This is a genomic window from Bradyrhizobium sp. IC3123, assembly GCF_020193625.1.
Classification (GTDB): Bacteria; Pseudomonadota; Alphaproteobacteria; order Rhizobiales; family Xanthobacteraceae; genus Bradyrhizobium; species Bradyrhizobium yuanmingense.
Genome location: NZ_JADYVF010000005.1, coordinates 395,874 through 418,067, shown reverse-complemented (window position 1 = coordinate 418,067; position 22,194 = coordinate 395,874). Strand labels below are relative to the sequence as shown.

Here is a 22,194-nt window from a genome sequence, read left to right as displayed (position 1 = left end):
CAATGACGACCTGGTTGACACCTCCCTTGAGGCCTTAAATGTCCGCAAACAACGCCTTCCACATTGCCGTGCTCGCCGGTGACGGCATCGGCCCTGAAGTCATGGCGCCGGCGCTGGAGGTGCTGCGCAAGGTCGGCGAGAAGTCCGGCCTCGGCTTCCGCTTCACCGAGGCGCCGGCCGGCGCCAACCATTATCTCGCGACCGGCAAGTCGATGCCGGATAGCACCATCAAGCTCTGCGAGGAGGCGGACGCGATCCTGCTCGGGGCCTGCGGCCTGCCGTCGGTGCGCTACCCCGACAACACCGAGATCGCGCCGCAGATCGAGCTGCGCTTCATCTTCGATCTCTATGCCGGCGTGCGTCCGGCGCGCCTCATTCCGGGCGTACCGAGCCCGATCGTCGGCGCGGACCAGCGCGGCATCGATCTCGTCGTGATCCGCGAGTCCACCGAAGGCCTGTTCGCCTCGATGGGCAAGGGCGTCGTCACCCACGAGGACGCGCGCGAGACCATGGTGATCACGCGCAAAACCTCCGAGCGTTTGTTCGAGTTCTCGTTTCGCCTTGCCGAGCGGCGCAAGGCGCGCGGCAAGCCGGGCGCGCTCACCTGCGTCGATAAGGCGAACGTATTCAAGGCGTTCGCGTTCTTCCGCGGCATCTTCGACGAGATCGAGAAGAAGCATCCTGACGTGAAGACCGACCGGCTCTATGTCGATGCCTGCTCGGCGATGCTGGTCAAGCGTCCCTGGGATTTCGACGTGATGGTGATGGAGAACATGTTCGGCGACATTGTCTCCGACATCACCGCGAGCCTGATCGGCGGCCTCGGCATGGCGCCGTCCGCCGACATCGGCGACAAGTACGCGGTGTTCCAGCCGTGCCACGGCACGGCGCCCGACATCATGGGGCAGGGCAAGGCCAACCCCACCGGCATGATCCTGTCCGCCGCGATGATGCTGGATTGGCTCGCCGACAAGCACGGCATCGAGAGCGCTGCGGAAGCCGGCGAGACGATCGAGCGTGCGGTGGACCAGGTCTATGCCGGCGGCATCAAGCCGATGGAATTCGGCGGCGGCAATGGCACGGCTGACATCACGAAAGCGGTGCTGGGAGCGCTGTAGGGGCTGTGCTCCTGGCCTCTCTCCACGACGAAATTACTTCCCCCTAAACTGCGGCTTCCGCTTTTCCATGAAGGCCTGCCGGCCCTCGCGGAAATCCGCGCTGTCCATGCAGGCATTGCCGATCACCTTGATCGCCTCCATGTCGCGCCGGCTCTCGTCCTTCAGCACCTGCGCGATTGTGATCTTGGCCGCCTTGATCGCGAGCGGGGCGTTCTGCGCGATCGTCTCGGCCATCGCCATGGTCTCGCCCCAGAGCTCGCCTTGCGGAAACACGCGCTCGACGAGGCCGATGCGCAGCGCCTCGGCGGAATCGATGCGCATGCCCGTATACATCAGCAGCCGCGCCCAGGACGGCCCGACCAGCGACACCAGATGCTTCAAGCCGTCATAGCCATAGGCGATCCCGAGTTTTGCCGCGGGAATGCCGAATTGGCTGTCCTGCGAGGCGAGGCGGATGTCGGCGAGCATTGCGACTTGCATGCCGCCGCCGAGGCAAAAACCGTCGATGCAGGCGATGGTCGGCTTGGGATAATCGGCGAGCAGCGCGCGCTGGGCGGCGCTGCGCTTGGCGTATTGCTCGGATGCCGCCGCATTGTGCCTCACCTTCTCGAACTGGCTGATGTCGGCACCCGAGACGAACGCCTTGCCGCCGGCGCCGCGCAGGATCACGACGCGCACCGTGTCGTCGTCGCGCAAGGCCGTCAACGCCTCGCCAAATCCCTCCCACATCTCCAGCGACATCGCGTTGCGCTTGTCGGGATTGTTGAAGGTGATCACGCCGACGCCATCGGCCGTGTGCGTCAGAATCTTGCCGTCGGCGTAAGGTGTTCCGGTCGTGCTGATAACGTCTGGCATCGCGCGCTCGCTGCTCGGTGGCGAGGCGCAATGTGCGGCGCAGGCGCCGCCGCGGTCAACCGGCGCGGGAGAGCAGAGCCTGCATCCGCCTGTGCTGCGATTGCATGGCGCGCGGCGTTCGACGGAGGCGGAAAGGTCGGGGGAAGACCGCCAACAAAAAGGGGCGGCCATGCCGCCCCGAGACCGGCCGCGCGCGGTTGCGCGCAGACATCTTTCGGCCGATCTCGTGCAATCCGGCCGCGCCCCCGTGACGCGGCGGATTGAACGTCGGCCGTGAAGGCCGGACCGTCGACCGGCCTCAGCTCTCGTTCGCCGCGATCGATTCCATCAGCGAGACGAGCTGACGCTGCACCGTCTGATCCTTGATCTTGCTGTAGGCGCGCAGCAGGCGGAGGCTGAAGGCCGAATCGAGAAAGAGCAGGCTCTCGACTTCGCGGGCCTTGTTGTCGCCGTCGTAGAAGAAGGTCACGGGCACATCGAGGGCGGAGGCGATCTGCTGAAGCCGGGCCGCGCCGACGCGATTGACGCCCTTCTCGTATTTCTGCACCTGCTGGAAGCTGACGCCGAGCTTCTCGCCGAGCTCGGCCTGCGAGATCTTCATCTCGACGCGCCGCAGACGGATCCGCTTGCCAAGCTCGATGTCCGGCTTGCCCGCGCTGCGCTGCTTCATTCTTTTGGCCGCTGCTTTCATCTCTGTTTTCACCTTTGTTCTTCGGTTGAAAATCCCCCGAAGAGCTGGGTCAGGGGTTCGCCCATATACGAGTCCTTGAATTCATGCGGGTGCACGAACTCTTCCTTAAACCACGGGAAGCGGGCCGGATTGAAAGCCTCGATCAGCCAGTCAATCATGTGCCGCACGCGCGGGATACGGCCGCTACCAGGGTGGTAGGACAGCCAGATATCCAGCGGTCGGTTCAGCTCGACCTCCAGTGGAATTAATTTCCCGCCGAGCGCAATGGCGTAGCTCGGGAAGACGCCGATGCCGGCGCCGTTCGCGACCGCCCAATAGTTGGCGCTCGAGACGTTGGTCTTCATGACCAGAAGGTCACGTTCGGACACGCCCGGGAAGAAGCTTTCGAAGGATTCCTTGGCGGCGAGCTGGTCGGCGAATTGCAGCACCAGACGATGCTTGATCAATTCCGCCGCCGAGCGCGGCGCGCCATGCTTTGCGATGTATTTCTCCGAGGCCCAGAACATCAGATGCATGCGGCCGAGCCGCACCAGCTTGATGTCCAGCGCCGAGGGACGGGACAGATGAATGGCGACGTCGGCCTCGTGGCGCGAGACGTCGGCCGAGCGCATCGCGCAATGCAGGTCCACCAGGATCTTCGGATAGGCCTGCTGGAATTCGACCAGGCGGGGGGCAAGCCAGAATGTGCCGAGCCCCTCGGTGACGGCGACGCGGACCTCGCCCGACAGCGCGTTGGCCATCGAATCGCTGGCGCGCAGCACGTCGAAGGTGGCTGCCTCCATGCGCTCGACGGCGGAGACCACCAGGGCGCCCTCATCGGTCAGATGGGTGCCGTGGACGTCGCGCGTGAATAACGTGGTGCCGGTCTGGCGTTCGAAATCGTCGATGCGGCGCCGCACGGCGTTGATCGACAGAGACAGGCGCTCGGCCGCCGAGCGAAAGCTTCCGCATCGGACGACTTCCAAGAATATGCGGGCGGCGTCCCAGTCGGAGAGGCCGCTGATATTTGTCTTTGGGCGTTCCTCCAGAGGAACGCCCCTTTCCGCCAAGGAGTGCATACAATTCCCTTTGGAACGCTAAACTGGCAGAATCTGGCGCAAACCACAACCACGACGGGTTGGGGAACGACGAGTTTTGAACGTCATCCTTACTACCTTAGGGCGGTATTTGGATGCTCCCATGGGCTGGGAATTCGGGCGAGGCTAATCGGCTCGAGTGAGGGGTATGACGTGAGTTCCGTTGCGAGCCGCGAGATGGCTGCGGGAGTGCCGGCGCTGACTGCAATGAACGGTCTTGCGCAGGAGTCGGTGCTCTTCGCCGTTGCTGGATCAATCGCACCGCGTCAGGCGTTCGCTCCCGGAGCATTGCTGCGGTCGCCAAAGGCGCCGCATGGCGATGCGAGCGGGAACCCGGTTCCACAGCAGAAACACACTGAAATCAGGTTCGAAGGCGCAGTCGCCTCGTGCTATCTATCGTCTTCCATGGGGGCCGAAGGGGGCGTGACAGATACGTCTCGCAGGCCGAATTAACGGAAAGAACGCCGGTGTCGCATTCAGACGAACAGTTGCAGTCGGTGCTGGAAACGCTCGAGGAGTGCCGCAGGGTTCTCAATGCCTGCAACAGCCGCGAGTCGGCCGAGATGCTGTCCATCGTCATCCTCGACGTCAGGATGAAACTGAAAGGAATCGACAGTGCCGATCTCAAGGCGCTGTGCGACGAAATGCTGCGGAGCGCTGCCAGCGAGCCGCCGCCCCCTTCCAAGCAGACGCAGGACCAGCCCCGGCGTCCGCTGCTCCGCGTGGTGAAGTAGCCGCGCCGCCCAATCTCGCTTTCCGGCGAGGTTTGTGCGCGTCCCGATGCCGCATCTGTGATCACGGAGGGCATCGGGCGGAGCCCTGGCTTTGTGCGCCTCTGTTGCGCATTCTCCGGCATGGGCTACACCAGAGCCGGTTCGGCTCCGGGCCGGGCGCGGTTCCTGCGCGCCCTGACGGGGCCTGAGATGGCTCCGATTGCATCATGCAAAATGTTTCGATTCCGGCCGCACTGATTGCCGGCCTCGTCAGCTTCCTCTCGCCTTGCGTCCTGCCTCTGGTTCCGCCCTATCTGGTTTACCTCACGGGCGCCACGATCGAGCATGTCGAGAGCGACGAGCCGGTCGCGGCCTCCAAGCGCGCGATCATGATGTCGGCGCTCCTGTTCGTGCTCGGCTTCTCCACCATCTTCGTGGCGCTCGGCGCCAGCGCTTCGCTGATCGGCGGGCTGATCCGTGCCTGGTCGGCGGAGCTGTCGATCCTCGCCGGCATCGTCATCATCATCATGGGCCTGCACTTCCTCGGCCTGACGCGGATCGGCTTTCTGATGCGGGAAGGACGCCTGCCGATCCCCAAACCGGTCGGCCTGTGGGGCGCCTATATCATGGGCCTCGCATTCGCGTTCGGCTGGACACCCTGCATCGGCCCGATCCTCGCCGCGATCCTCTCGGTCGCCGCGGCGGAAGCCACGGTGACGAGGGGCGCCGGCCTGCTCGCGGTCTATTCCGCGGGCCTCGGCATCCCATTCCTGATCGCCGCGCTGATGATCGAACAGTTCTCCGCGCTGTTCGCGCGCATGAAGGGCCACCTCGTCAACGTCGAGCGCGCCATGGGCGTCCTGATGGTGCTCACCGGCATCGGCTTTCTCACCGGCGCGGTCTCGAATGTGAGCATCTGGCTGCTGGAGACGTTTCCGGTGCTGCAGACGATCGGTTAGGGCGCGCGGGGACCGGGGTTTTCACGGACGAAAAAGTAGAGGAACCGTTGAAATCGGTCAGGCATGCTGCCACGGAACGACGATTCCAAACCTTTCCGGTCCCGAGGCGTTTCATCGGGGGACAACTCGCATGGTGGAGATCACGTGACCAAGACACTGCGCTTAGAACCCCTGTCGGACAACGCGGCGTTGGTTGCCTGGCAATTTTTGGGGCAGCCGTTGCAGGAGTGGCCGAGCTGGGTTCAGTCGAATTGCTCGCTGCAGAAGGATGCCGACGGAAAATTCGAGCTTCGGCACGAGCGGCGCAGCGGCACACAGATCGTCTATCTCGGCGAGTGGCTGGTGAGAGATCTCGATGGCGGCGTGGACTTCTACACGGACGCTGAGATCTGGTCGCGGTTCGCTGCCAAGCGCTGACGCGCTGAGAGATTCAGCCGACGCGTCGATCGCGCCTTAGTCTTTCCTGCTCGAGCTTCGGACGATCAAAAGCCTGTGTGGCTGGTGGGGCAAAAAGCCTCGCGGTAGGAGCCGCCCAGAGAATGCAATCTGTAGTAATATTTCATCGTACTACACCCTGAGGGGCAATTCTTCTGAACGTATACTGAAACGAGAATTTTGGAAGTGACATCTTCGGCGCCCCTCTCCCCTAAAGCATTTGAGCAGGAGCAAGCGATGGGAACCGACGTGAATGTTCATCCCGGTCACGGCAAGGCCGGACGTCAACCGACGCGACAATTTCTGGATACGCTTTCCGGACACGACGATCCGGGCATGTTTGGCCGGATGTTTCCGACCCTGGAGCCGCTGGCTGTCGACGACGGTCCGCTGCGCGAGCTCGCCGACGCGATGAAGGATCCCGCCCCCGGCGACGCCGCGGGCAACAACCTCAACGTCCCGGCGGGTTTCACCTATCTCGGCCAATTCGTGGATCACGACATCACGCTCGATCTGACCTCCTTCGGCGAGAAGGAAGCCGATCCGACGGCGGTCACGAATTTCCGCACGCCCGCACTCGATCTCGACAGCGTCTATGGTCTCGGCCCCGACGGCAGCCGTCATCTCTACGCGCGCAATTCGGCCAGCGACAGCGGCAAGACACCGGGCCCCAAGCTGCTGATCGGCAAGACCGTCAACGTCGATGACATCACCGGCGATCATCGCAACGACCTGCCGCGCAATCCCGAGGGGTTTGCCCTGATCGGCGATCACCGCAACGACGAGAACCTGGTCGTCGCGCAAACCCACCTTGCGATGCTGAAGTTTCACAACAAGGTCTGCGATCAGCTCGCGGCGTCCGGCAAGCCGGCGGGCGAGATCTTCGAGGAAGCGCGCCGGATCGTGACCTGGCACTACCAATGGATGGTCCTGCACGATTTCGTGGAGCGGATCACCGAGAAAGGGATCGTCGCGAAGATCCTCGAGCAGGGGCGGCGCTTCTACCGCTTCAAGAAGATCCCCTACATGCCCGTCGAGTTTTCGGGCGCCGTCTATCGTCTCGGCCACAGCATGGTGCGCCAGGTCTATAGCCACAACCGGATCTTCACGCCCGGTGGCCTCGCGCCGGCGACCCTGGACCTGCTGTTCAGGTTCACCGGGCTGTCGGGCGGCATCATCGGCGATCTGGCACCAAACCCGATTCAGCCGCCGCTCCCGCTTCCGGTGCTTTCGAGCAACTGGATCATCGACTGGCGGCGCTACTATAAGCTGTTGCCGAACAATCCTGCGGGCGTGGGCTTCAATCCCTCCCGCAAGATCGATCCGTTCATCGTGCCGCAACTCCATACCCTGCCTGGTGACGGCGGCAGCCTGCCGTTCCGCAACCTCAAGCGCGGCGTGTTGCTCGGATTGCCGTCCGGGCAGGACGTCGCCAAGGCCATGAAGATCAAGAATCCGCTGACGCCGGAGGAAATCTCGAAGGGGAGCGACGGCGCCGTGGCGAAGAAGCATGGCCTGCACCAGCACACCCCGCTCTGGTACTACATCCTCAAGGAGGCGGAGCAGCGTGGCGGCGGCGAAAGGCTCGGCCCGGTCGGCGCGACCCTGCTTGCCGAGGTCTTCGTCGGCCTCGTCCATGGCGACCACCAGTCGTATCTCTGGCTCAAGGGCAAGACCTGGAAGCCGACGCTGCCGTCGCAAGTGCCGGGCGAATTCACGATGGCCGACCTGCTGCGTTTCGTCGGGGATGTCAGCCCGATCGACGGCATCTCGACCGTCTAGACCAGACGCCCGCCAGCGTTGCAGACGATGGGCCGGACCGGCGTGCATGGCGCGCCGGTCTGGAGGTTTGCAACAATGCTCAGGGCTTGAACACGTAGCCCGGCGTGATCGCCGCCGTCTCCGGGATCGGCGGCAGGTCGGCGAACAGCTCAGGACGGTCTTTCATGACCTTGAGAATGTGCTTCGGCTCGATATGCGCATTGACATCGAAGGTGGATTTGAGGATGCCGAGCCGGGTGAGCCGGTCCTGGGCGCTCCACAGCGCGCGGTAGTTGTTCGCCGACAGCCGGCGGTCCGCCTGCTGGATGTTGAACTGCATCGCGGCCTCCGCGACCTCCTGCTTCAGGCCTGGAATCCAGCGCGTGGCGACTTGTGCCGCCAGCTTCGGGTTCTTGCGCATCCATTGGTCGGCCTCGGAGACGGCGGCGAGGAATTTCTCGATGGTCTCGCCGTTGGCCTGCACCCATGGGCGCAACGCGACGTTGAAGCCGATATAGGAGATCACGTCGCCGCCCCGAATGATCTCGACGGCGCCCGGCACGTCCTTGCCCGCGACGATCGGCCAGGGGTCCCAGCCCGAGAACGCGTCGATGCCCTTGGCGAGCAGGGCGACGGTCATGTCCGGGGGCGGGGTGTTGACCAATGTTACGTCGTCGGGTTTCAGTCCGGCCTTCTCCAGCGTCGCTAGGATGTAGAGATGGTTGATCGTGCCGAACGACGCCGCGATCTTCTTGCCCTTCAACGTCGACAGGTCGCCCTTGACGATGCCCGAGCCTTCGCGCGCGATGATCGCCATCGTGGCATCGGAGCCGGCCTTGGTGGCGTTGCCGCTGTAATTGCCCAGCGCGACGAGGTCCATGCCGCGCAGCACCGCGCCGATCATGGGTACGCCGACCTGCACGATCTCGCTCTCGCCGGCCTGCAACGCGTTCAGCGCGTCGACACCGGTGGCGTAGGGGCGTGCGATCGTGACGTCGAGCCCGTACTTCTCGAAGAAGCCGCGCTCGAGCGCGATAGGCAGGCCAATCTGGTCGATGCCAGTGACCATGCCGGCCTTGAGTTTCGTCAGGGTTTGGGCGCTTGCCGGCACCATGCCGGCGAGAAGCGCCAATCCAAGCAGCAAGAGTCGTTTCATAGTCTCAGCCTCCCTCTTTTATCGGCCCCACCGCCGTCACCCAATAGGGCCGGGCCACGGCATTGAGGTCCGTTCTTTTGACACCGCGCAGCTCGATCGAATGCTCGTCCGTGCCCGAGACGCGTCCGTATTGCTGGAAGGCGAGCACGTGGAAACGCTCCGGCGTGAACGGCAGCTCGATCTGCACGTTCACCTTTTCCGACGTGCCCGTGAGCTGCGGCGAGATCTTTCCGGGCGCCGCGATGGTCAGCCAGAGCTGAAACAGCGCCCATGCCGCAATTGCGCCGAGCGCGATGCGCAGCTTGGGTGATCGCAGGGCTTCGGAGGCGATGCTCATGCTGCGCGCACCATCTGCAGCACGCGCGCCGAGAGCTGCTTGAACTCATCATCCCTGACGAGATCGTCCCAGATGCGAGGACGCGGCAGGTCGACCGCGATCTCGTCGAGCACGCGTCCCTTCGAGAGCACGACCACGCGATTGGCGAGAAACACCGCTTCCGACACGTCATGGGTGATGAAGATCACCGTCGGCTTGCGCTCCTGCCAGATGCGCGTCAGCTCCTCCTGGAGCGTCATGCGCGTCTGCGCGTCGACGCTGGCGAACGGCTCGTCCATCAAGAGGACGTCAGGGTTGTTGGCGAGTGCGCGCACCACGCCGACGCGCTGCTGCATGCCCCCGGAAAGCTCGTTGGGATAGCGGTGCGCCGCATGCGAGAGCCCGGCAAGCGCGAGATATTCATGCGCGATGCGGTCGCGCTCGGCCTTCGGCACGCCGCGCATCTTCGGCCCGAAGCCGACATTGTCGAGCACGGTCTTCCAGGGAAACAGCGCGAACGACTGGAACACGACGCCCCGCTCGGGGCCGGGCCCGTGCACCGGCTTGCCGTCGAGCAGGATGTCCCCCTTCGAATAGGGAATGAAGCCGGCGATCATGTTCAGGATCGTCGTCTTGCCGCAGCCGGAGGGGCCGACCACCGAGATGAACTCGCCGGGCTCGACCTCGAGTGAGACGTCGTGGACGGCGGTGACATGCGCGCCTGCATAAGGGTCGAAATAGGTCTTGCCGAGATTGCGCAGCGAGAGCGTCTTCATGATGTCACTAATCCCCAACGCTGGCCGGTCGCACGCTCGAGCGGGGCGAGAATCCAGGCGTCCACGATGTACCAGAGCAGTCCGAGAATGATCATGCCGAGGATGATCTCGACGGTCGACCCGGCGCGGCGCGCATCGAACATCATGAAGCCGATGCCCGACGTGCCGACGATCATCTCGACCGCGATCAGCGCGCGCCAGCCGTAGCCGAGTCCGTTGCGCAGGCCGGTGATGATGTTGGGCAAGGCGCCCGGCAGCGTCACCTCCCAGAGCACGCGCGCCCGCGAAGCCCCGAGGCTCAAGGCGGCGCGTGACAGATCGCGCGGTACCGATTCGACGCCGAGCACGGTGTTGAGCACGACGGGGAACAGCACGGTGTAGACGATGACGAAGGTCATCGTCGTCAGACCGAAGCCGAACCAGATCAGAAGGATCGGCAGCCAGGCGATGTCGCCGATGGCCTGGAAGAACAGCAGCACCGGCCAGCAGATGCGATGCGCCCAGCGGCTGGTGCCGATCAGGATGCCCAAGGGTATGCCGAGCGCCATGCCGACCGCGGCGCCGGTCGCGAGCCGGATCAGGCTGTCCTGGAGATAGTCCGGCAGGATGCCCTTGTAGGTCAGCGTGAAGAATGCGCGGATGACGTCGGCCGGGCCGGGGAAGAACGCGCGTGGAAACAGCCCGGCCTCGCTGACCGCGGTCCACAGCGCCAGCACCGGGATGAAGGGAATGATCGCGGCGATGCCCGGCCAGCGCCGGGTCAGGCGGGCATAGCCGGCCCAGATTTGCAGCAGGACGTTCATGCGCGCCTCACCATGCCCCAGCGCTCGATGGTCGCGCGTTCCAGCGGGACCAGCAGCAAACGGTCGATCAGAAGCCAGAGCACGCCGATCACGATCATGCCGAACACGATCACCTCGGTGCGGTAGAAATCGCGCGCGACGAACAGCATGTAGCCGAGCCCGACATTGGTCGCGATCATCTCCGCGGCGATCAGGCCGCGCCAGGCAAAGCCCAGGCCGGTGCGAATGCCGGTGACGATATTGGGCAGCGCGCCCGGCAGCAGTACTTCGGTCAGCAGCGCCCAGCGGCCGGCGCCGAGCGAGGCGGCAGCGTTGCGCAGCGTGTGCGGGATGGTCCTGACGCCGAGAAGCGTGTTGTAGGCGACGACGAAGAATACGGCGTTGAAGATCACGAAGACGATCGCGCCGAAACCGTAACCGAACCACAGCGTCGCGATCGGGATCCAGGCAATGCCGGCGAGCACCGAGAAGAACCGGAACAGCGGCGTGAGAAAGGCCGCGACCGTCGGGCTGACGCCCATGGCGATGCCGAGCGGCACCGCCGTGGCGATGCCGATCAGTGTCCCCAGGCCGACGCGCAAAAGGCTGGCGCCGACATGCGCGAACAACGTGCCGTCCCGGATCGAGTCAAGCGCGGCGGTGCCGACCGCGCCGACCGAGGGAAACACGCGCGGATTGACGTTGAACAGCGGGATCACGGCGGCCCAGACCGCGACCAGCGCAAGCAGCGGCGCGACGAACATTGCAGCGCCGGCCAGCGAGTTGACGCTGCGCATCAGCCGCGACGATCGGCCTTTCAGACTGCCCGTCAGCTGCATTCGACCTCCCTGACGCTCAGCTATGCCTGTACCGGCATTTCCCACTGATCATTGCTGGTATCGTAGCCGCGTCTCGCGCAATCGCATATCTGTATCGGTTGCGACCCTCCTCGCGATCCGCGCGGAGCGGGGATCCGGGCCGAGCCCCTCATGTCACGGTGCATGGCGCTTTCTCTTGCGGTTGAGGCTCGGCTTCCTGACGGCGCGCAGGGTCGATCCATCCGCTTTGCGAGCCGCCGCGGCGATAATGGTCTTTCGGTTCGACAGCTTCGATCGGGTGTAGCCCAGCAGCCGTTCCATCGCGGCGCGCGCCTTCTCCGGGTTGCCGCTCTCGATGGCCCGCGCCGCCATGACGTGGTTCGGCAGATTGTCCTTGAACCAGCCGCCGGGGCCGCCGACGGCAACGGTGAAGACGGTGCCCAGAATGGTATCGATCGCGCCGCGAAAGCCCTGGAGGACCGGATTGTGGGTCGCGTCCAGGATGGCGAGATGGAAAGCCTTGTCGGCAGCGAGGGCGCTGGCCTGGTCCTTTGCAGTCTGCATCGCCGCCAGGGCCGTGTCGATCCGCCAGCGGTCGTTCCTTGTTGCACGCTCGGCCGCAAGCGCTGCGGCAGCGGGCTCGATGATCGAGCGCACCTCCTGGATTGCCAGCAGAAGGTCCCGATCCGGCTCGTCCTGACCGACCAGCCAGCTCAGCACGTCGCGGTCGAGCAGGCTCCATTCATGGCGCGGCAGCACGTGCGTGCCGTGGCGCGGCCGCACGCTGACCAGACCTTTGGCGGCGAGCGTCTTGATGGCTTCGCGCACCACGCCGCGCCCGACTCCGAAGCGGGCTTCGAGCTCAGGCTCCGGCGGCAGGGCTGTCCCGACCGGAATGAGATCCTGCGCGATCTCCCGGCCGAGCGTCGTCAGCACGGCGCGAATGCGGCCGGGCTTGATCGGCTTGTCGACGGGGCTCGGGCGCGCTCTTGCCACTCGTACGTTTCTCCCGTCCGGCCTGTCGCGGCTGGTTCGTTTGTATTTGGCTGCCACGCCCGGCAGCTGCAATCATCGGATGTTTAACATCGGATGAATGGATGAGGGCAAGCGCAATTGTCGCAGCACACCCCGTGTTGCGTTGCGATATGCGCCGGGGACCGCGGATCAAAGCGGCAGCGTCGTTCCAGCAACAAGGAGGCGAGCCGAACGGGCCGGGCAAGCTTTGGCAAACGCAGGCGCTCCGGGATCGCCGGAGACCTCGCGCCTCCGCCGCACACCGAAGCGGCGAGTTGCAGTGCAGCAGGCGTTTACGTGCAGTCCTGCGACGAAGGGGTAGCTCCAGCCCACGCGAAATGACTTCCGTCCCGCCGAGGTTTTTCATACGCTTGCCTCTCGCAAGCCGCATAACGGCTGCGCTCACGGCCCGGCGACAGGGCCGGAGCATCAAAGGGAGGGGAGACGATGAAGCGAAGGTCATTTCTCGCTGGGATCGGTGCAACCACTGCGGCAGCTACCATCGGCATGCCGTCGATCCTGAGGGCGCAAGCCCCGATCACACTGAACGGTGCCGTGCAGTTCAATGACGACCATGCCTTCAATCGGGCCCTGCTGCGGTTCGAGGAGCTGGTGAAGAAATATTACGGCAAGCCCGTCAACTTCACCCTGCACAGGAACTCCTCGCTCGGCCTCGAGAAGCAGTATTTCGAGTACATGTCGCAAGGCAAGGCAGTCGATTACGGCATCGTCTCGCCGGCTCACATGTCGACCTTCGCCAAGGCCGCCCCGTTCATCGATGCGCCCTTCGTGTTCAAGGGCATCGAGCACATGAACAAGGTGGTCGAAGCCAATATCCTGGCGCCAGTCGCCGACGAGGTCGCGGCCAAGGCGGACGTGGTTCTGATCGGTTATGCCGGCGGCGGCATCCGCAACATCTTCGCCAACAAGCCGCTCAAGAACCTCGCCGACCTCAAGGGCCTCAAGGTGCGCGTGCAGGGCGCGCCGATCTGGTCGAAGACCTTTGCGGCCGTTGGCATGAGCCCCACGGTGATCGCCTATAACGAAGTCTACAACGCGATCCAGAACGGGGTGATATCAGCCGGCGAGAACGAAGCGGCCGGCGTCGAGGCGATGAAGTTCTATGAAGTGGCGCCGCATCTCAACCTGACCCAGCACGCCGTGTCGATCCGGCCGATCTGCTTTTCCGTCAAGACGCTGAAGACCCTGCCGAAGGATCTGCAGGACGCGATCATGAAAGCGGGCAAGGAGGCCGGCGATTACGGCCGCCAGCTCGAGTCGAGCGAGGAGGTCGTCAAGCTCGACACGCTGGAGAAGGCCGGCAAGCTCAAGCGCGTTCCGTTCGAGGAGCGGGACGCCATGAAGAAGCTCGCCGACCCCGTGATGGCCACCTACGCCAAGGAGATCGGCGCGGAGGGCATTTTCGAGAAGATCAACGTCGTCTGAGGCCGCCCTGTCCGCCGACAGCATTCCGGGCAGGCCCCGCTTCCTGCCCGGACATGGCGGATGAGCGCCGTACGGAGCTCCAATGTCCGAAATGCACGTCCCGTCCACACCGTCGCTGTGGCGTCGCGTCACCGCGGCCTATGCGAAATTGTTGGAATTCCTGCTTGCCGCCTGCGTCGGCATCCTGGTCATCCCCGTCACATTGCAGATCGTCTCGCGCTACACGCCGTTCATTCCCTCCTACATCTGGACCGAGGAGATGGCGCGATTCCTGTTCATCTGGACGATCATGATCGGCGCCATGGTCGGCATCCGCGAGGCTCAGCATTTCGAGGTCGACGTGTGGCCCGATTTGTCGCGGCGGTCGGAGGCCGCAGTGCGGATCCTCGCGCGGCTCGGCGTGCTGGCACTGGCCCTCGTGTTCGTGTCGGCCGGCATCGAATTCACACGCTTCGCCTGGAACAGGACGTCGGAGCTGGCCGATCTGCCGCTCTGGCTGATCCACGTCGCCTGGCCGGTGGCCGGCGTGACATGGATTGTGTTTGCGGGCGAACAGATGCTCGATGAACTGCGCGTTCTGGTCGGGGCACAGCAATGAACGGCACCGTACTTTCTGCCGGACAGGCCGCCATGGTGCTGTTCGGGGTCTTCGTCGGCCTGCTGATCGTGCGGGTGCCGGTCGCCTTCGCGCTGGGTCTTGCCTGCGTGCCGATCCTTCTGATCGAGCCGCGCCTGTCGCTGATGACGCTCGCGCAGGAGACTTTCAACGCATACAACTCGTTCATCCTGCTCGCGGTGCCGTTCTTTCTGTTGACGGCGAACCTGATGAGTATAGGCGGTATCACGGATCGCCTGGTGGCGCTGTCGCGCTCGATGGTCGGGCACTGGCCGGGGTCGCTGGCGCAGATCAACGTCGTGCTGTCGGTGTTCTTTGCCGGCATCTCCGGCTCCTCCACTGCGGATGCGGCGAGCCAATCGAAGATCTTCATCGATGCGCAGACCAAGGAGGGCTACGATCTCTCGTTTTCCATTGCCATCACGGCGGCCTCCGCGGTTCTTGCGGTCGTCATTCCGCCCTCGATCCTGATGATCGTGTGGGGCGGTCTGATCTCGACCTCGATAGCGGCGATGTATCTGGCCGGTATCGTGCCCGGGCTGCTGATCGCGGGCGCGCAGATGGCGACGGTGCACGTCTATGCGGTGCGCCGCGGCTACCCGACCTATCCGAAGTCGACCTGGGTCGACATGCGATGCGCCATCTGGCGGTCGATACCGGCGCTGATGACGCCGTTCATCATCGTCGGCGGCATTCTGCTCGGCTGGTTCACCGCGACGGAATCCGCCTGCGTTGCCGTGCTCTATTCCGTCGTGCTCTCGGCGTTCTTCTACCGCGAGACGGGAATCCGCGAATTGTACAGAGCCTTGCTCGACACTGGGCGCCTCGCCGGCGTAGCGCTGTTCTGCGTCGGCACCGCCAGTGCGTTCGGCTGGCTGCTGGCCTATTACAAGATCCCGCAAGAACTGCTGGCGAACGTTTCGACATGGGGCATGGGTCCCGTCGCGGCCGGCTTCTTCATCGCCTTCTGCTTTCTGGTGGTGGGCTGCTTTCTCGACGCCATCCCCGCGATCATCATCGTCGGCACCGTGCTGGAGCCGCTCGCCAGGTCCGTCGATCTGCATCCGGTCCAGTTCGCGATCATCTCCATCGTCTCGCTGGCCTTCGGATTGGTGACGCCGCCCTACGGCCTCTGTCTGATGATCGCCTGTTCGATCGCGGGCGTGCGGCTGCGCTATGCCCTGAAGGACACGGTCATCATGCTGATCCCGATGCTACTCGTGCTGGCGGCGGTGATCATTTGGCCCAGCGTGTCGCTGTTCCTGCCGCGCCTGATCGTGCCGGAAATGCTCAAGTGACCGCCTGATAGGAGGACCCCGCAGCCGGGCAGGGCTATCGCATCTGAGGGATTTTCCCCGTGGCCATCCTTCGAGACGCCCGCTTTAGGCGGGCTCCTCAGGATGAGGACGAAGTGTGCGGCAGCAGTCGAAACGGGCACTGACGCCGATTAGCCTCATCCTGAGGAGGCGCGTAAGCGCCGTCTCGAAGGACGAGGCGTGCTCGCAGGCCGCCGCAGCGAGTCATATGCGATCGTGCTGCCGCGGCCGACGGCCGCGGGTTCGTCGCGGTGGGCTACAGATTGCTTTCAGTGATCGCGGCGTAGATCATGCTGCGCAGCTCGCGGCGGATCGGATAGGCGCTCGACGGCAGCACTTGCGTCATGAAGATCGCGATCAGGTCCTCGGCCGGATCGATCCAGAACGAGGTCGTGGCGGCGCCGCCCCAATTGTATTCGCCGGGGCTGCCGGCGATCAATGTCTCGGCCGGGCGCATGGTCACGGCGAAGCCGAGACCGAAGCCGATGCCGTTATAGGTCGCTTCCGAGAACAGCGAGCGCGAGACGTCCGGCAGCGCACGGCCGCCCGGAATGTGGTTGGTGGTCATCAGCGCCAGCGTCTTCGGCCCGATCAGCCTGACGCCGCCGAGCTCGCCGCCATTGAGCAGCGCACGGCAGAAGGTCAGATAGTCGGCAACGGTCGAGCACAGCCCGCCGCCGCCGGAGATGAACGAGGGCGGCGACAGGAACGAGCTCGTTGCCGGGTCGTCCTGGAGCGTCAGCCCCTCGCGGCGCTGGCCCGCATGGAAGGTCATGCCGCCGCCGGGATCGGCGGAATAGCAGGCGGCGAAGCGATGCGCCTTCGAGGCCGGGACGTGGAAGTCGGTGTCGGTCATGCCGAGTGGATCGAGGATGCGCTGTTTCAGGAACTGCTCGAACGGCATGCCGGAGATCTTGCCGACGAGATAGCCGATCACGTCGGTCGCAACGGAGTAATTCCAGGACTCGCCCGGCGAAAACTCCAGCGGGATCTTGGCCAGGCCCTCGACCATGGTCTGGAGTGTGCCTGATTTTTCGACCTCGCCGATCTTTTCACTGCGGTAGGCGGCATCGACGTTGGAGCGTTGCTGGAAGCCATAGGTTAGGCCGGAGGTGTGGCGCAAGAGGTCGACGATCAGCATCGGCCGCGACGGCGGCCGGGTCAGGAACGCCGGATAGGTGCCGGCGACGAACACGCCGAGGTCCTTCCACTCCGGAATATATTTCGCGACGGGCTCGTCGATGGCGACGAGGCCTTCCTCGACCAGCATCATGAAGGCGACGCTGGTGAGCGGCTTGGTCATGGAATAGATGCGATAGATCGTATCGTCCTTCACCGGCACCTTGCGCTCGACATCGGCAAAGCCCTGCACCGAGCTGTGCGCGACCTTGCCGCGGCGGTAGACCAGGAGATGCGTGCCCGGGAAACGCCCGGCATCGATGTACCGGCGCTTGAGATGCGCATCGACGCGGTCGAGCGCGGCCTTGGACATGCCGACGGATTCGGGCGAAGCGGGGGTGGGGGCGAGCATCAGTTCCTCCGGGGCGTTTTGTCGGAAAGTTAATACCGAAATGACGGCCGCATTCCAAGCCGGTTGCGCTTAACGAGGCCGGGCCGGCTGGTGTAGACTCGGGCTCGGAACGCAAGGAGCCCGCCGGGGCCAACGAGAAGAACGCGAGGGCAAACGCACGATGACTCAGTTCACCGAGACCGAACTCACCGAAGCCGTCGTCAGGAGCTTCGACCACACGCCCGACACGCGCGCGAAATTTCTGCTGCAGGAATTGGTGAGGTCGCTGCACGATTACGTGAGCAAGACCGGTCTCACCTTCGCGGAATGGGAATATGCCATCGATTTCCTGACCCGGACCGGGCAGAAATGCACCGACACCCGCCAGGAATTCATCCTCTTGTCCGACGTGCTCGGCGTCTCCATGTTGGTCGACGCCGTCAATCACAGGGATCGCGACGGTGCCACGGAGACCACAGTGCTCGGCCCGTTCTATGTCGGCGAGCACAAGGTGACTGCGCACGGCACCGACATCTCGCCGAACAACCAGACCGGCGAGCGGATGTTCGTGCAGAGCCGCGTCACCGACCTCGAGGGCAAGCCGCTCGCCGGCGTTCCCGTCGACGTCTGGCACGCCGATGACGACGGCTTCTACGATTCCCAGAAGCCGAACTACGATGAGGTCGGCGCCTCGGCGCGGGCGCGCTTCATCACCGATGACGATGGCCGCTTCTTCTTCCGCACCATCCTGCCGTGCAGCTATCCGATCCCGACCGATGGTCCGGTCGGCGAGATGATCGTGCAGACCGGCCGCCACCCGATGCGCCCGGCGCATGTGCACTTCCTGGTCAATGCCAGAGGCTATGAGCCGCTGATCACGCACGTCTTCATGGACGGTGACAAATATCTCGACTCCGACGTGGTGTTCGGCGTGAAGGACGACCTCGTCGCCAAGGTCGAGCCGCGCAACGACCTTGAGATGCCCGACGGCACCACGGCGAACGGGCGGTGGCATTTGATGACTTACGAATTCCACCTCAAGCCGGGCGGCGGCATGGCACCGAAGCCGCTCGGGATGAAGGCGACCGAGCCGGCGTGAGGATGCGAAATCTCAGTCATCCCCCGATATAGGCTGCCAACTCGTCGGGCGTACCCTTTGGAAAGGCGTCTTTCAGATGATCGAGGAAAGCGGAGACGCGCGCACTGAGCAATCGCCGCGAGGGATAGAGCGTCCATAGGGCGATGTCGGCTCCCTCGACGTCGCCCCAGCGAACGAGCGTGCCGGCGGCAAGATCGTGGCTGACGAGCGACAGCGGCAGCCTCGCGGCGCCGATACCGGCTCTCACGGCATCGCGAACCATCATCAGGGATGACAGTCGAAGCACGGGATCGATCGCGATGCGCGATGGGCCGCTTGGCCGTCTGATGTCCCAAACCGCAGCTTTGTCATCGCCGCGCAAGATGGCCGGAACGGCGAGGTTTCCTCTCGGGTGCTTCAGAGCGGGGCTGGCGACGACCAGCATTCGGTCGCGCAAAAAGATGCGGCCGACCAGGCTTTCATCCGGATCGGGATTGACCCGGATCACGAGATCAAAGCCTTCCTCGATCATGTCGACGTAGCGGTCATCGGTCGTGACTTCGAGCCGGACTTGCGGATGCCGAAGGGCGAAGCCGGCCGCGAGACGGCCCATCGCGGTTTGCGAGAAGAGCAGGGGTGCGCTGATCCGCAACCTGCCCTTTGGCTTGTCCCCGCCCGAGGCGATCGCGGCCGCGGTCTCGTCGAGCTCGGTGAGGAGTGCGCCCGTCCGCTCATAGAGCGCGCGCCCTTCCTGGGTGAGCTTGAGCGTGCGCCCGCCGCGCTCGAACAGACGCAGATCAAGACTGCTCTCCAGTTCGGACACACGTCGAGACAAGGTCGCTTTCGGACGCCCCGCTGCTCGCGCGGCCTTTCCGAACCCTCCGTGACGGGCGACGAGATTGAAATCGGCGAGCGCAAGCAAATCCATCTGTTCCACCAATGAGACGGTCTGTCCAAATATAACGCCTATCGGCTCGCATGTGGATCATTAGTTTCCGGGTGTCTTCCAATACCCAACCGGAGTGATCCCATGACCATCCTCGTTACCGGCGCCACCGGCACCATCGGCCGCAACGTCGTCGAGCAACTCGTCAAGCGCGGCGCCGATGTGCGCGCACTCGTCCGAAATCCCGAGAAGGCCAACCTTCCGGCAGGTGTCGCCGTCGCCCAGGGCGACTTGCTGGACGTCGATTCCGTGCGCGCTGCGTTTTCGGGCGTCTCGACGCTGTTCCTGCTCAACGCCGTGGTGCCGGACGAATTCACTCAGGCGCTGACTGCGCTCAACCTTGCCCGCGAGGCCGGCATCGAGCGGTTCGTCTATCTGTCGGTCATTCACAGCGACCTCTACGTGAATGTGCCGCACTTCGCCGGCAAGTTCGGGGTCGAGCGCATGATCGAGCAGATGGGCTTCAAGGCGACCATCCTGCGGCCCGCCTATTTCATGAACAACGAGCTCATGATCAAGGATGCCGTGACCGGATATGGCGTCTACCCGATGCCGATCGGCAGCAAGGGGCTTGCGATGATCGACGCGCGCGACATCGGCGAGATCGCTGCGATCGAACTGATCCGCCGCGAGACATCCGCAGCGCCGCTTCCGCTCGAACGCATCAATCTTGTTGGCCCTGAGACACTCACTGGCGCGAAGGCCGCCGCGATCTGGTCGGAGGTGCTCGGCCGCGCGATCGCCTACGGCGGAGACGACACCGCGGGGTTCGAGAAGAACCTCAGGCAGTTCATGCCGCCCTGGATGGCTTTCGACATGCGGGTGATGGGCGAGCGTTTCCTCACCGAGGGAATGATCCCTGAGCCCGGCGACGTCGAGCGTCTGACCGGCATGCTGGGTCGTCCCTTGCGCTCCTATCGCGACTTCGTCGCCGAGATCGCGGCCCCCGTTTGAGGCTTGCCAGAGCAGAAGCGCAGGCGGGCTGGCTGCGCCGCTCGCTATTAATCATGTGGCGAGCGGCAATCTCGATCAGCGCGCATGCAGCAAGGCCAGCAGCACGACGACGGCGCAGGCGAGCGCCGCCGTTGTCAGCTTCCAGAACATCAGCGGGCTGCGCTCCAGGAGCGGTGTGATGCGCGTGTCGAGATAGGCCGGGTTGGGCGTGCGAAGCTCGAAGATGAATTCCGAGAGATCCTCGTGCCGCTTGTAGGGATCGGGATGGAGCGCGCGCCGGAGCGCGCCGTCGACCCAGGCGGGAACGTTGCGGTCATCGTCGGCGGCGCGATATTTAAGCTTTCGCACATCCGCCTTGCGCCGGATTTTGGCGATTTGGGTGCCGTAGGGCAGCTTTCCCGTCAGCATCTGGTAGCAGATCACGGCCAGAGAAAACATGTCGGAGCGCGGCGAGCCGCCTTGCCCCAGGAAATATTCCGGCGCCGTGTACTGGACGGTGCCCAGGATTTCGTCGGCCTCCCCTGGCGGCGCCGCCTCGGCCACGCCGGCGACCCTGACCGATCCGAAGTCGATGATCTTGGCGGTGCCGGTCTTGTCGATCAGGATGTTGTCGGGCCTGAGGTCTTGATGCAGCATCTCCATGCGATGGAAGGCGCGCAGGCCTGCGGCGATCTGCTCGATGAGGCCGCGCACGGTTTCGAGATCGGGCCGCGGATTGTCGGTCATCCACTGCTTCAAGGTCTGCCCCTCGACGAACTCGGTCGCGACGTAGAGATAGCCGCGTCGCCGCGACTGCGACAGCGGCTTGAGCACATGCGGGCTGTCGATCCGGCGTGCGATCCATTCTTCCATCAAGAAGCGCTTGAGATAGGCGGCGTTGTCGCGTAGGTCGACCGACGGCAGCTTGAGCGCGACCGGCTGCTCGGTCTCGGTGTCGACGGCGAGGTAGATATGGCTGCGGCTGCTGCCGTGGATCTCGCGGACGATCCGGTAGCCGTCGAAGATCGCCCGCGGCTCCGGCAGCGTCGGCAGCGGCAATTCCGAGCTCTGATTGAAGATGCCGGCCGGATCGCGCTGCGGCACCGCATCGATCCGCAGGATCTGCACGGTGATGTTGTCGTCGCTGCCGCGCCGATAGGCTTCCTCCACGATCGCCTTCGCCGCCCCGTCCAGCTCGGCTGCGTGCTCGTCGATTGCACTCGTGACGAAACGCGCATCGACGAACTCGTACGCACCGTCGGTTGCCAGCAGGAAGGTGTCGCCGGCCTCGATTTCGATCGCCTGATAGTCGATCTCGAGCTGCGGATTGATGCCGAGCGCGCGGCCGAGATAGGTCTGCTCGGACGAGACGATGATGCGGTGATCGTCGGTCAGTTGCTCCAGCGCCTTGCCGGCGACGCGATAGACGCGGCAATCGCCGACATGGAAGATGTGCGCGGTGGTTGCCTTGATGACCATGGCGCTGAGCGTGCAGACATAGCCCTTGTCGCGGTCATAGGCATATTGGCTCTTGCGCGTCTGCGCATGCAGCCAGGAATTGGTCGCCTCCAGCACACGGCGGGCGGAGGTCTTCACCGTCCACGACTCCGACGTGCAGTAATAGTCCATCAGGAAGCTCTTGACCGCCGACTCGCTGGCGATCTGGCTTACCGTGCTCGAGGAAATTCCGTCGGCGAGAACGGCCGCGATGCCCTTCAGGCTGAGCAGCGGCTCTTCCGGAATCAGGACGCCGTGAAAGTCCTGGTTGATGGGCTTGCGACCCTTGTCGGAATGCTGGCCGACCGAGATCTGGAGTCCGCGGGGCATCGTCATCACCGGGAGAGGGGAGCCTCACCGTGCTTGGGCGAGGCTCCCCTGT

Annotated in this window: 22 protein-coding genes; 10 read left to right on the top strand and 12 right to left on the bottom strand. The window is 64.2% G+C overall.

Annotated features, from left to right (window positions below; all coding sequences use genetic code 11):
• Window positions 1-38 precede the first annotated feature (38 nt).
• Window positions 39-1,118 carry an isocitrate/isopropylmalate dehydrogenase family protein gene (locus tag I6F20_RS19475; protein WP_057026781.1) on the top strand — a complete coding sequence of 360 codons (1,080 nt, stop codon included), beginning with the start codon at window positions 39-41 and terminating at the stop codon, window positions 1,116-1,118.
• A 33-nt stretch (window positions 1,119-1,151) separates the two neighbouring features.
• Here the strand turns inward: I6F20_RS19475 and I6F20_RS19470 are convergent, their stop codons facing one another.
• The 3 genes from I6F20_RS19470 to I6F20_RS19460 form a co-directional block, all read right to left on the bottom strand.
• Entirely contained in the window at window positions 1,152-1,973 is an 822-nt protein-coding gene (locus I6F20_RS19470) for an enoyl-CoA hydratase (RefSeq protein ID WP_225127432.1), read from the bottom strand.
• Window positions 1,974-2,271: 298 nt separating this feature from the next.
• Window positions 2,272-2,643: a helix-turn-helix domain-containing protein gene (locus tag I6F20_RS19465; protein WP_020608151.1), complete on the bottom strand. Its 372-nt coding sequence runs from the start codon at window positions 2,641-2,643 to the stop codon at window positions 2,272-2,274.
• 29 nt (window positions 2,644-2,672) lie between these two features.
• The gene (locus I6F20_RS19460) at window positions 2,673-3,722 is read right to left on the bottom strand and encodes a LysR family transcriptional regulator (protein WP_036025896.1); all 1,050 of its coding nucleotides are present in this window, start codon (window positions 3,720-3,722) and stop codon (window positions 2,673-2,675) included.
• A gap of 485 nt (window positions 3,723-4,207) precedes the next feature.
• Here I6F20_RS19460 and I6F20_RS19455 point away from each other — a divergent pair, with 485 nt between their 5' ends.
• From I6F20_RS19455 to I6F20_RS19440, 4 genes are all read left to right on the top strand, one after another.
• Window positions 4,208-4,474: a hypothetical protein gene (locus I6F20_RS19455; protein ID WP_025034806.1), complete on the top strand. Its 267-nt coding sequence runs from the start codon at window positions 4,208-4,210 to the stop codon at window positions 4,472-4,474.
• 206 nt (window positions 4,475-4,680) lie between these two features.
• A complete protein-coding gene (locus I6F20_RS19450) occupies window positions 4,681-5,412 on the top strand; it encodes a cytochrome c biogenesis CcdA family protein (protein ID WP_036004503.1) in 732 nt (243 codons plus the stop codon).
• 144 nt (window positions 5,413-5,556) lie between these two features.
• Complete coding sequence (locus I6F20_RS19445; RefSeq protein ID WP_036025895.1) at window positions 5,557-5,829, top strand: hypothetical protein; 273 nt, start codon at window positions 5,557-5,559, stop codon at window positions 5,827-5,829.
• Between the two features lie 255 nt (window positions 5,830-6,084).
• A complete protein-coding gene (locus I6F20_RS19440; RefSeq protein ID WP_225127430.1) occupies window positions 6,085-7,629 on the top strand; it encodes a peroxidase family protein in 1,545 nt (514 codons plus the stop codon).
• A 79-nt stretch (window positions 7,630-7,708) separates the two neighbouring features.
• Here the strand turns inward: I6F20_RS19440 and I6F20_RS19435 are convergent, their stop codons facing one another.
• The 6 genes from I6F20_RS19435 to I6F20_RS19410 form a co-directional block, all read right to left on the bottom strand.
• The gene (locus I6F20_RS19435; protein ID WP_036037747.1) at window positions 7,709-8,764 is read right to left on the bottom strand and encodes an ABC transporter substrate-binding protein; all 1,056 of its coding nucleotides are present in this window, start codon (window positions 8,762-8,764) and stop codon (window positions 7,709-7,711) included.
• Window positions 8,765-8,768: 4 nt separating this feature from the next.
• Window positions 8,769-9,101: a hypothetical protein gene (locus I6F20_RS19430; RefSeq protein WP_036025891.1), complete on the bottom strand. Its 333-nt coding sequence runs from the start codon at window positions 9,099-9,101 to the stop codon at window positions 8,769-8,771.
• Window positions 9,098-9,856 carry an ABC transporter ATP-binding protein gene (locus I6F20_RS19425; RefSeq protein WP_036004517.1) on the bottom strand — a complete coding sequence of 253 codons (759 nt, stop codon included), beginning with the start codon at window positions 9,854-9,856 and terminating at the stop codon, window positions 9,098-9,100. The genes I6F20_RS19430 and I6F20_RS19425 overlap by 4 nt, the downstream gene beginning before the upstream one ends.
• A complete protein-coding gene (locus I6F20_RS19420; RefSeq protein ID WP_036004520.1) occupies window positions 9,853-10,659 on the bottom strand; it encodes an ABC transporter permease in 807 nt (268 codons plus the stop codon). Before I6F20_RS19420 ends, I6F20_RS19425 begins: the two co-directional genes overlap by 4 nt.
• Window positions 10,656-11,477, bottom strand: a complete 822-nt coding sequence (locus tag I6F20_RS19415; RefSeq protein ID WP_225127429.1) for an ABC transporter permease — start codon at window positions 11,475-11,477, stop codon at window positions 10,656-10,658. The genes I6F20_RS19420 and I6F20_RS19415 overlap by 4 nt, the downstream gene beginning before the upstream one ends.
• A 153-nt stretch (window positions 11,478-11,630) precedes the next feature.
• On the bottom strand, window positions 11,631-12,452 hold the full coding sequence (locus I6F20_RS19410) for an FCD domain-containing protein (RefSeq protein ID WP_225127427.1): 822 nt from the start codon (window positions 12,450-12,452) through the stop codon (window positions 11,631-11,633).
• Between the two features lie 465 nt (window positions 12,453-12,917).
• On the opposite strand from I6F20_RS19410, the gene I6F20_RS19405 reads away from it, so the two are divergent.
• The 3 genes from I6F20_RS19405 to I6F20_RS19395 all read left to right on the top strand — a co-directional run bounded on the left by I6F20_RS19405 (window position 12,918) and on the right by I6F20_RS19395 (window position 15,830).
• Window positions 12,918-13,916, top strand: coding sequence for a TRAP transporter substrate-binding protein (locus tag I6F20_RS19405; RefSeq protein ID WP_225127425.1), 999 nt, complete (start codon window positions 12,918-12,920; stop codon window positions 13,914-13,916).
• Between the two features lie 82 nt (window positions 13,917-13,998).
• Window positions 13,999-14,514 (top strand): TRAP transporter small permease, encoded by a 516-nt coding sequence (locus tag I6F20_RS19400; RefSeq protein WP_057026775.1) that lies wholly within the window; start codon window positions 13,999-14,001, stop codon window positions 14,512-14,514.
• Window positions 14,511-15,830: a TRAP transporter large permease gene (locus I6F20_RS19395; protein WP_036004535.1), complete on the top strand. Its 1,320-nt coding sequence runs from the start codon at window positions 14,511-14,513 to the stop codon at window positions 15,828-15,830. The genes I6F20_RS19400 and I6F20_RS19395 overlap by 4 nt, the downstream gene beginning before the upstream one ends.
• 274 nt (window positions 15,831-16,104) lie before the next feature.
• Here I6F20_RS19395 and I6F20_RS19390 read toward each other — a convergent pair whose 3' ends face one another.
• Window positions 16,105-17,379, bottom strand: coding sequence for a serine hydrolase domain-containing protein (locus I6F20_RS19390; RefSeq protein ID WP_225127423.1), 1,275 nt, complete (start codon window positions 17,377-17,379; stop codon window positions 16,105-16,107).
• 160 nt (window positions 17,380-17,539) lie between these two features.
• Between I6F20_RS19390 and I6F20_RS19385 the strand changes: the two genes are divergently transcribed.
• On the top strand, window positions 17,540-18,457 hold the full coding sequence (locus tag I6F20_RS19385; RefSeq protein WP_225127421.1) for a dioxygenase family protein: 918 nt from the start codon (window positions 17,540-17,542) through the stop codon (window positions 18,455-18,457).
• 16 nt (window positions 18,458-18,473) lie between these two features.
• Here the strand turns inward: I6F20_RS19385 and I6F20_RS19380 are convergent, their stop codons facing one another.
• Window positions 18,474-19,364, bottom strand: a complete 891-nt coding sequence (locus tag I6F20_RS19380) for a LysR family transcriptional regulator (protein ID WP_225127420.1) — start codon at window positions 19,362-19,364, stop codon at window positions 18,474-18,476.
• Between the two features lie 102 nt (window positions 19,365-19,466).
• Between I6F20_RS19380 and I6F20_RS19375 the strand changes: the two genes are divergently transcribed.
• The gene (locus I6F20_RS19375; RefSeq protein WP_225127418.1) at window positions 19,467-20,336 is read left to right on the top strand and encodes an SDR family oxidoreductase; all 870 of its coding nucleotides are present in this window, start codon (window positions 19,467-19,469) and stop codon (window positions 20,334-20,336) included.
• A 75-nt stretch (window positions 20,337-20,411) separates the two neighbouring features.
• On the opposite strand, the gene I6F20_RS19370 is transcribed toward I6F20_RS19375, so the two are convergent.
• The gene (locus tag I6F20_RS19370) at window positions 20,412-22,148 is read right to left on the bottom strand and encodes a bifunctional protein-serine/threonine kinase/phosphatase (RefSeq protein WP_225127416.1); all 1,737 of its coding nucleotides are present in this window, start codon (window positions 22,146-22,148) and stop codon (window positions 20,412-20,414) included.
• Window positions 22,149-22,194: the final 46 nt, after the last annotated feature.

Bases quoted from the DNA above. Each gene is read 5' to 3' on its own strand.
- I6F20_RS19390 (WP_225127423.1), bottom strand. From the start codon at position 17,379: ATGCTCGCCCCCACCCCCGCTTCGCCCGAATCCGTCGGCATGTCCAAG.
- I6F20_RS19450 (WP_036004503.1), top strand. From the start codon at position 4,681: ATGCAAAATGTTTCGATTCCGGCCGCACTGATTGCCGGCCTCGTCAGC.
- I6F20_RS19375 (WP_225127418.1), top strand. From the start codon at position 19,467: ATGACCATCCTCGTTACCGGCGCCACCGGCACCATCGGCCGCAACGTC.
- I6F20_RS19380 (WP_225127420.1), bottom strand. From the start codon at position 19,364: ATGGATTTGCTTGCGCTCGCCGATTTCAATCTCGTCGCCCGTCACGGA.
- I6F20_RS19465 (WP_020608151.1), bottom strand. From the start codon at position 2,643: ATGAAGCAGCGCAGCGCGGGCAAGCCGGACATCGAGCTTGGCAAGCGG.
- I6F20_RS19370 (WP_225127416.1), bottom strand. From the start codon at position 22,148: ATGACGATGCCCCGCGGACTCCAGATCTCGGTCGGCCAGCATTCCGAC.
- I6F20_RS19420 (WP_036004520.1), bottom strand. From the start codon at position 10,659: ATGAACGTCCTGCTGCAAATCTGGGCCGGCTATGCCCGCCTGACCCGG.
- I6F20_RS19430 (WP_036025891.1), bottom strand. From the start codon at position 9,101: ATGAGCATCGCCTCCGAAGCCCTGCGATCACCCAAGCTGCGCATCGCG.
- I6F20_RS19470 (WP_225127432.1), bottom strand. From the start codon at position 1,973: ATGCCAGACGTTATCAGCACGACCGGAACACCTTACGCCGACGGCAAG.
- I6F20_RS19415 (WP_225127429.1), bottom strand. From the start codon at position 11,477: ATGCAGCTGACGGGCAGTCTGAAAGGCCGATCGTCGCGGCTGATGCGC.
- I6F20_RS19475 (WP_057026781.1), top strand. From the start codon at position 39: ATGTCCGCAAACAACGCCTTCCACATTGCCGTGCTCGCCGGTGACGGC.
- I6F20_RS19425 (WP_036004517.1), bottom strand. From the start codon at position 9,856: ATGAAGACGCTCTCGCTGCGCAATCTCGGCAAGACCTATTTCGACCCT.
- I6F20_RS19435 (WP_036037747.1), bottom strand. From the start codon at position 8,764: ATGAAACGACTCTTGCTGCTTGGATTGGCGCTTCTCGCCGGCATGGTG.
- I6F20_RS19395 (WP_036004535.1), top strand. From the start codon at position 14,511: ATGAACGGCACCGTACTTTCTGCCGGACAGGCCGCCATGGTGCTGTTC.
- I6F20_RS19405 (WP_225127425.1), top strand. From the start codon at position 12,918: ATGAAGCGAAGGTCATTTCTCGCTGGGATCGGTGCAACCACTGCGGCA.
- I6F20_RS19460 (WP_036025896.1), bottom strand. From the start codon at position 3,722: ATGCACTCCTTGGCGGAAAGGGGCGTTCCTCTGGAGGAACGCCCAAAG.
- I6F20_RS19400 (WP_057026775.1), top strand. From the start codon at position 13,999: ATGTCCGAAATGCACGTCCCGTCCACACCGTCGCTGTGGCGTCGCGTC.
- I6F20_RS19440 (WP_225127430.1), top strand. From the start codon at position 6,085: ATGGGAACCGACGTGAATGTTCATCCCGGTCACGGCAAGGCCGGACGT.
- I6F20_RS19385 (WP_225127421.1), top strand. From the start codon at position 17,540: ATGACTCAGTTCACCGAGACCGAACTCACCGAAGCCGTCGTCAGGAGC.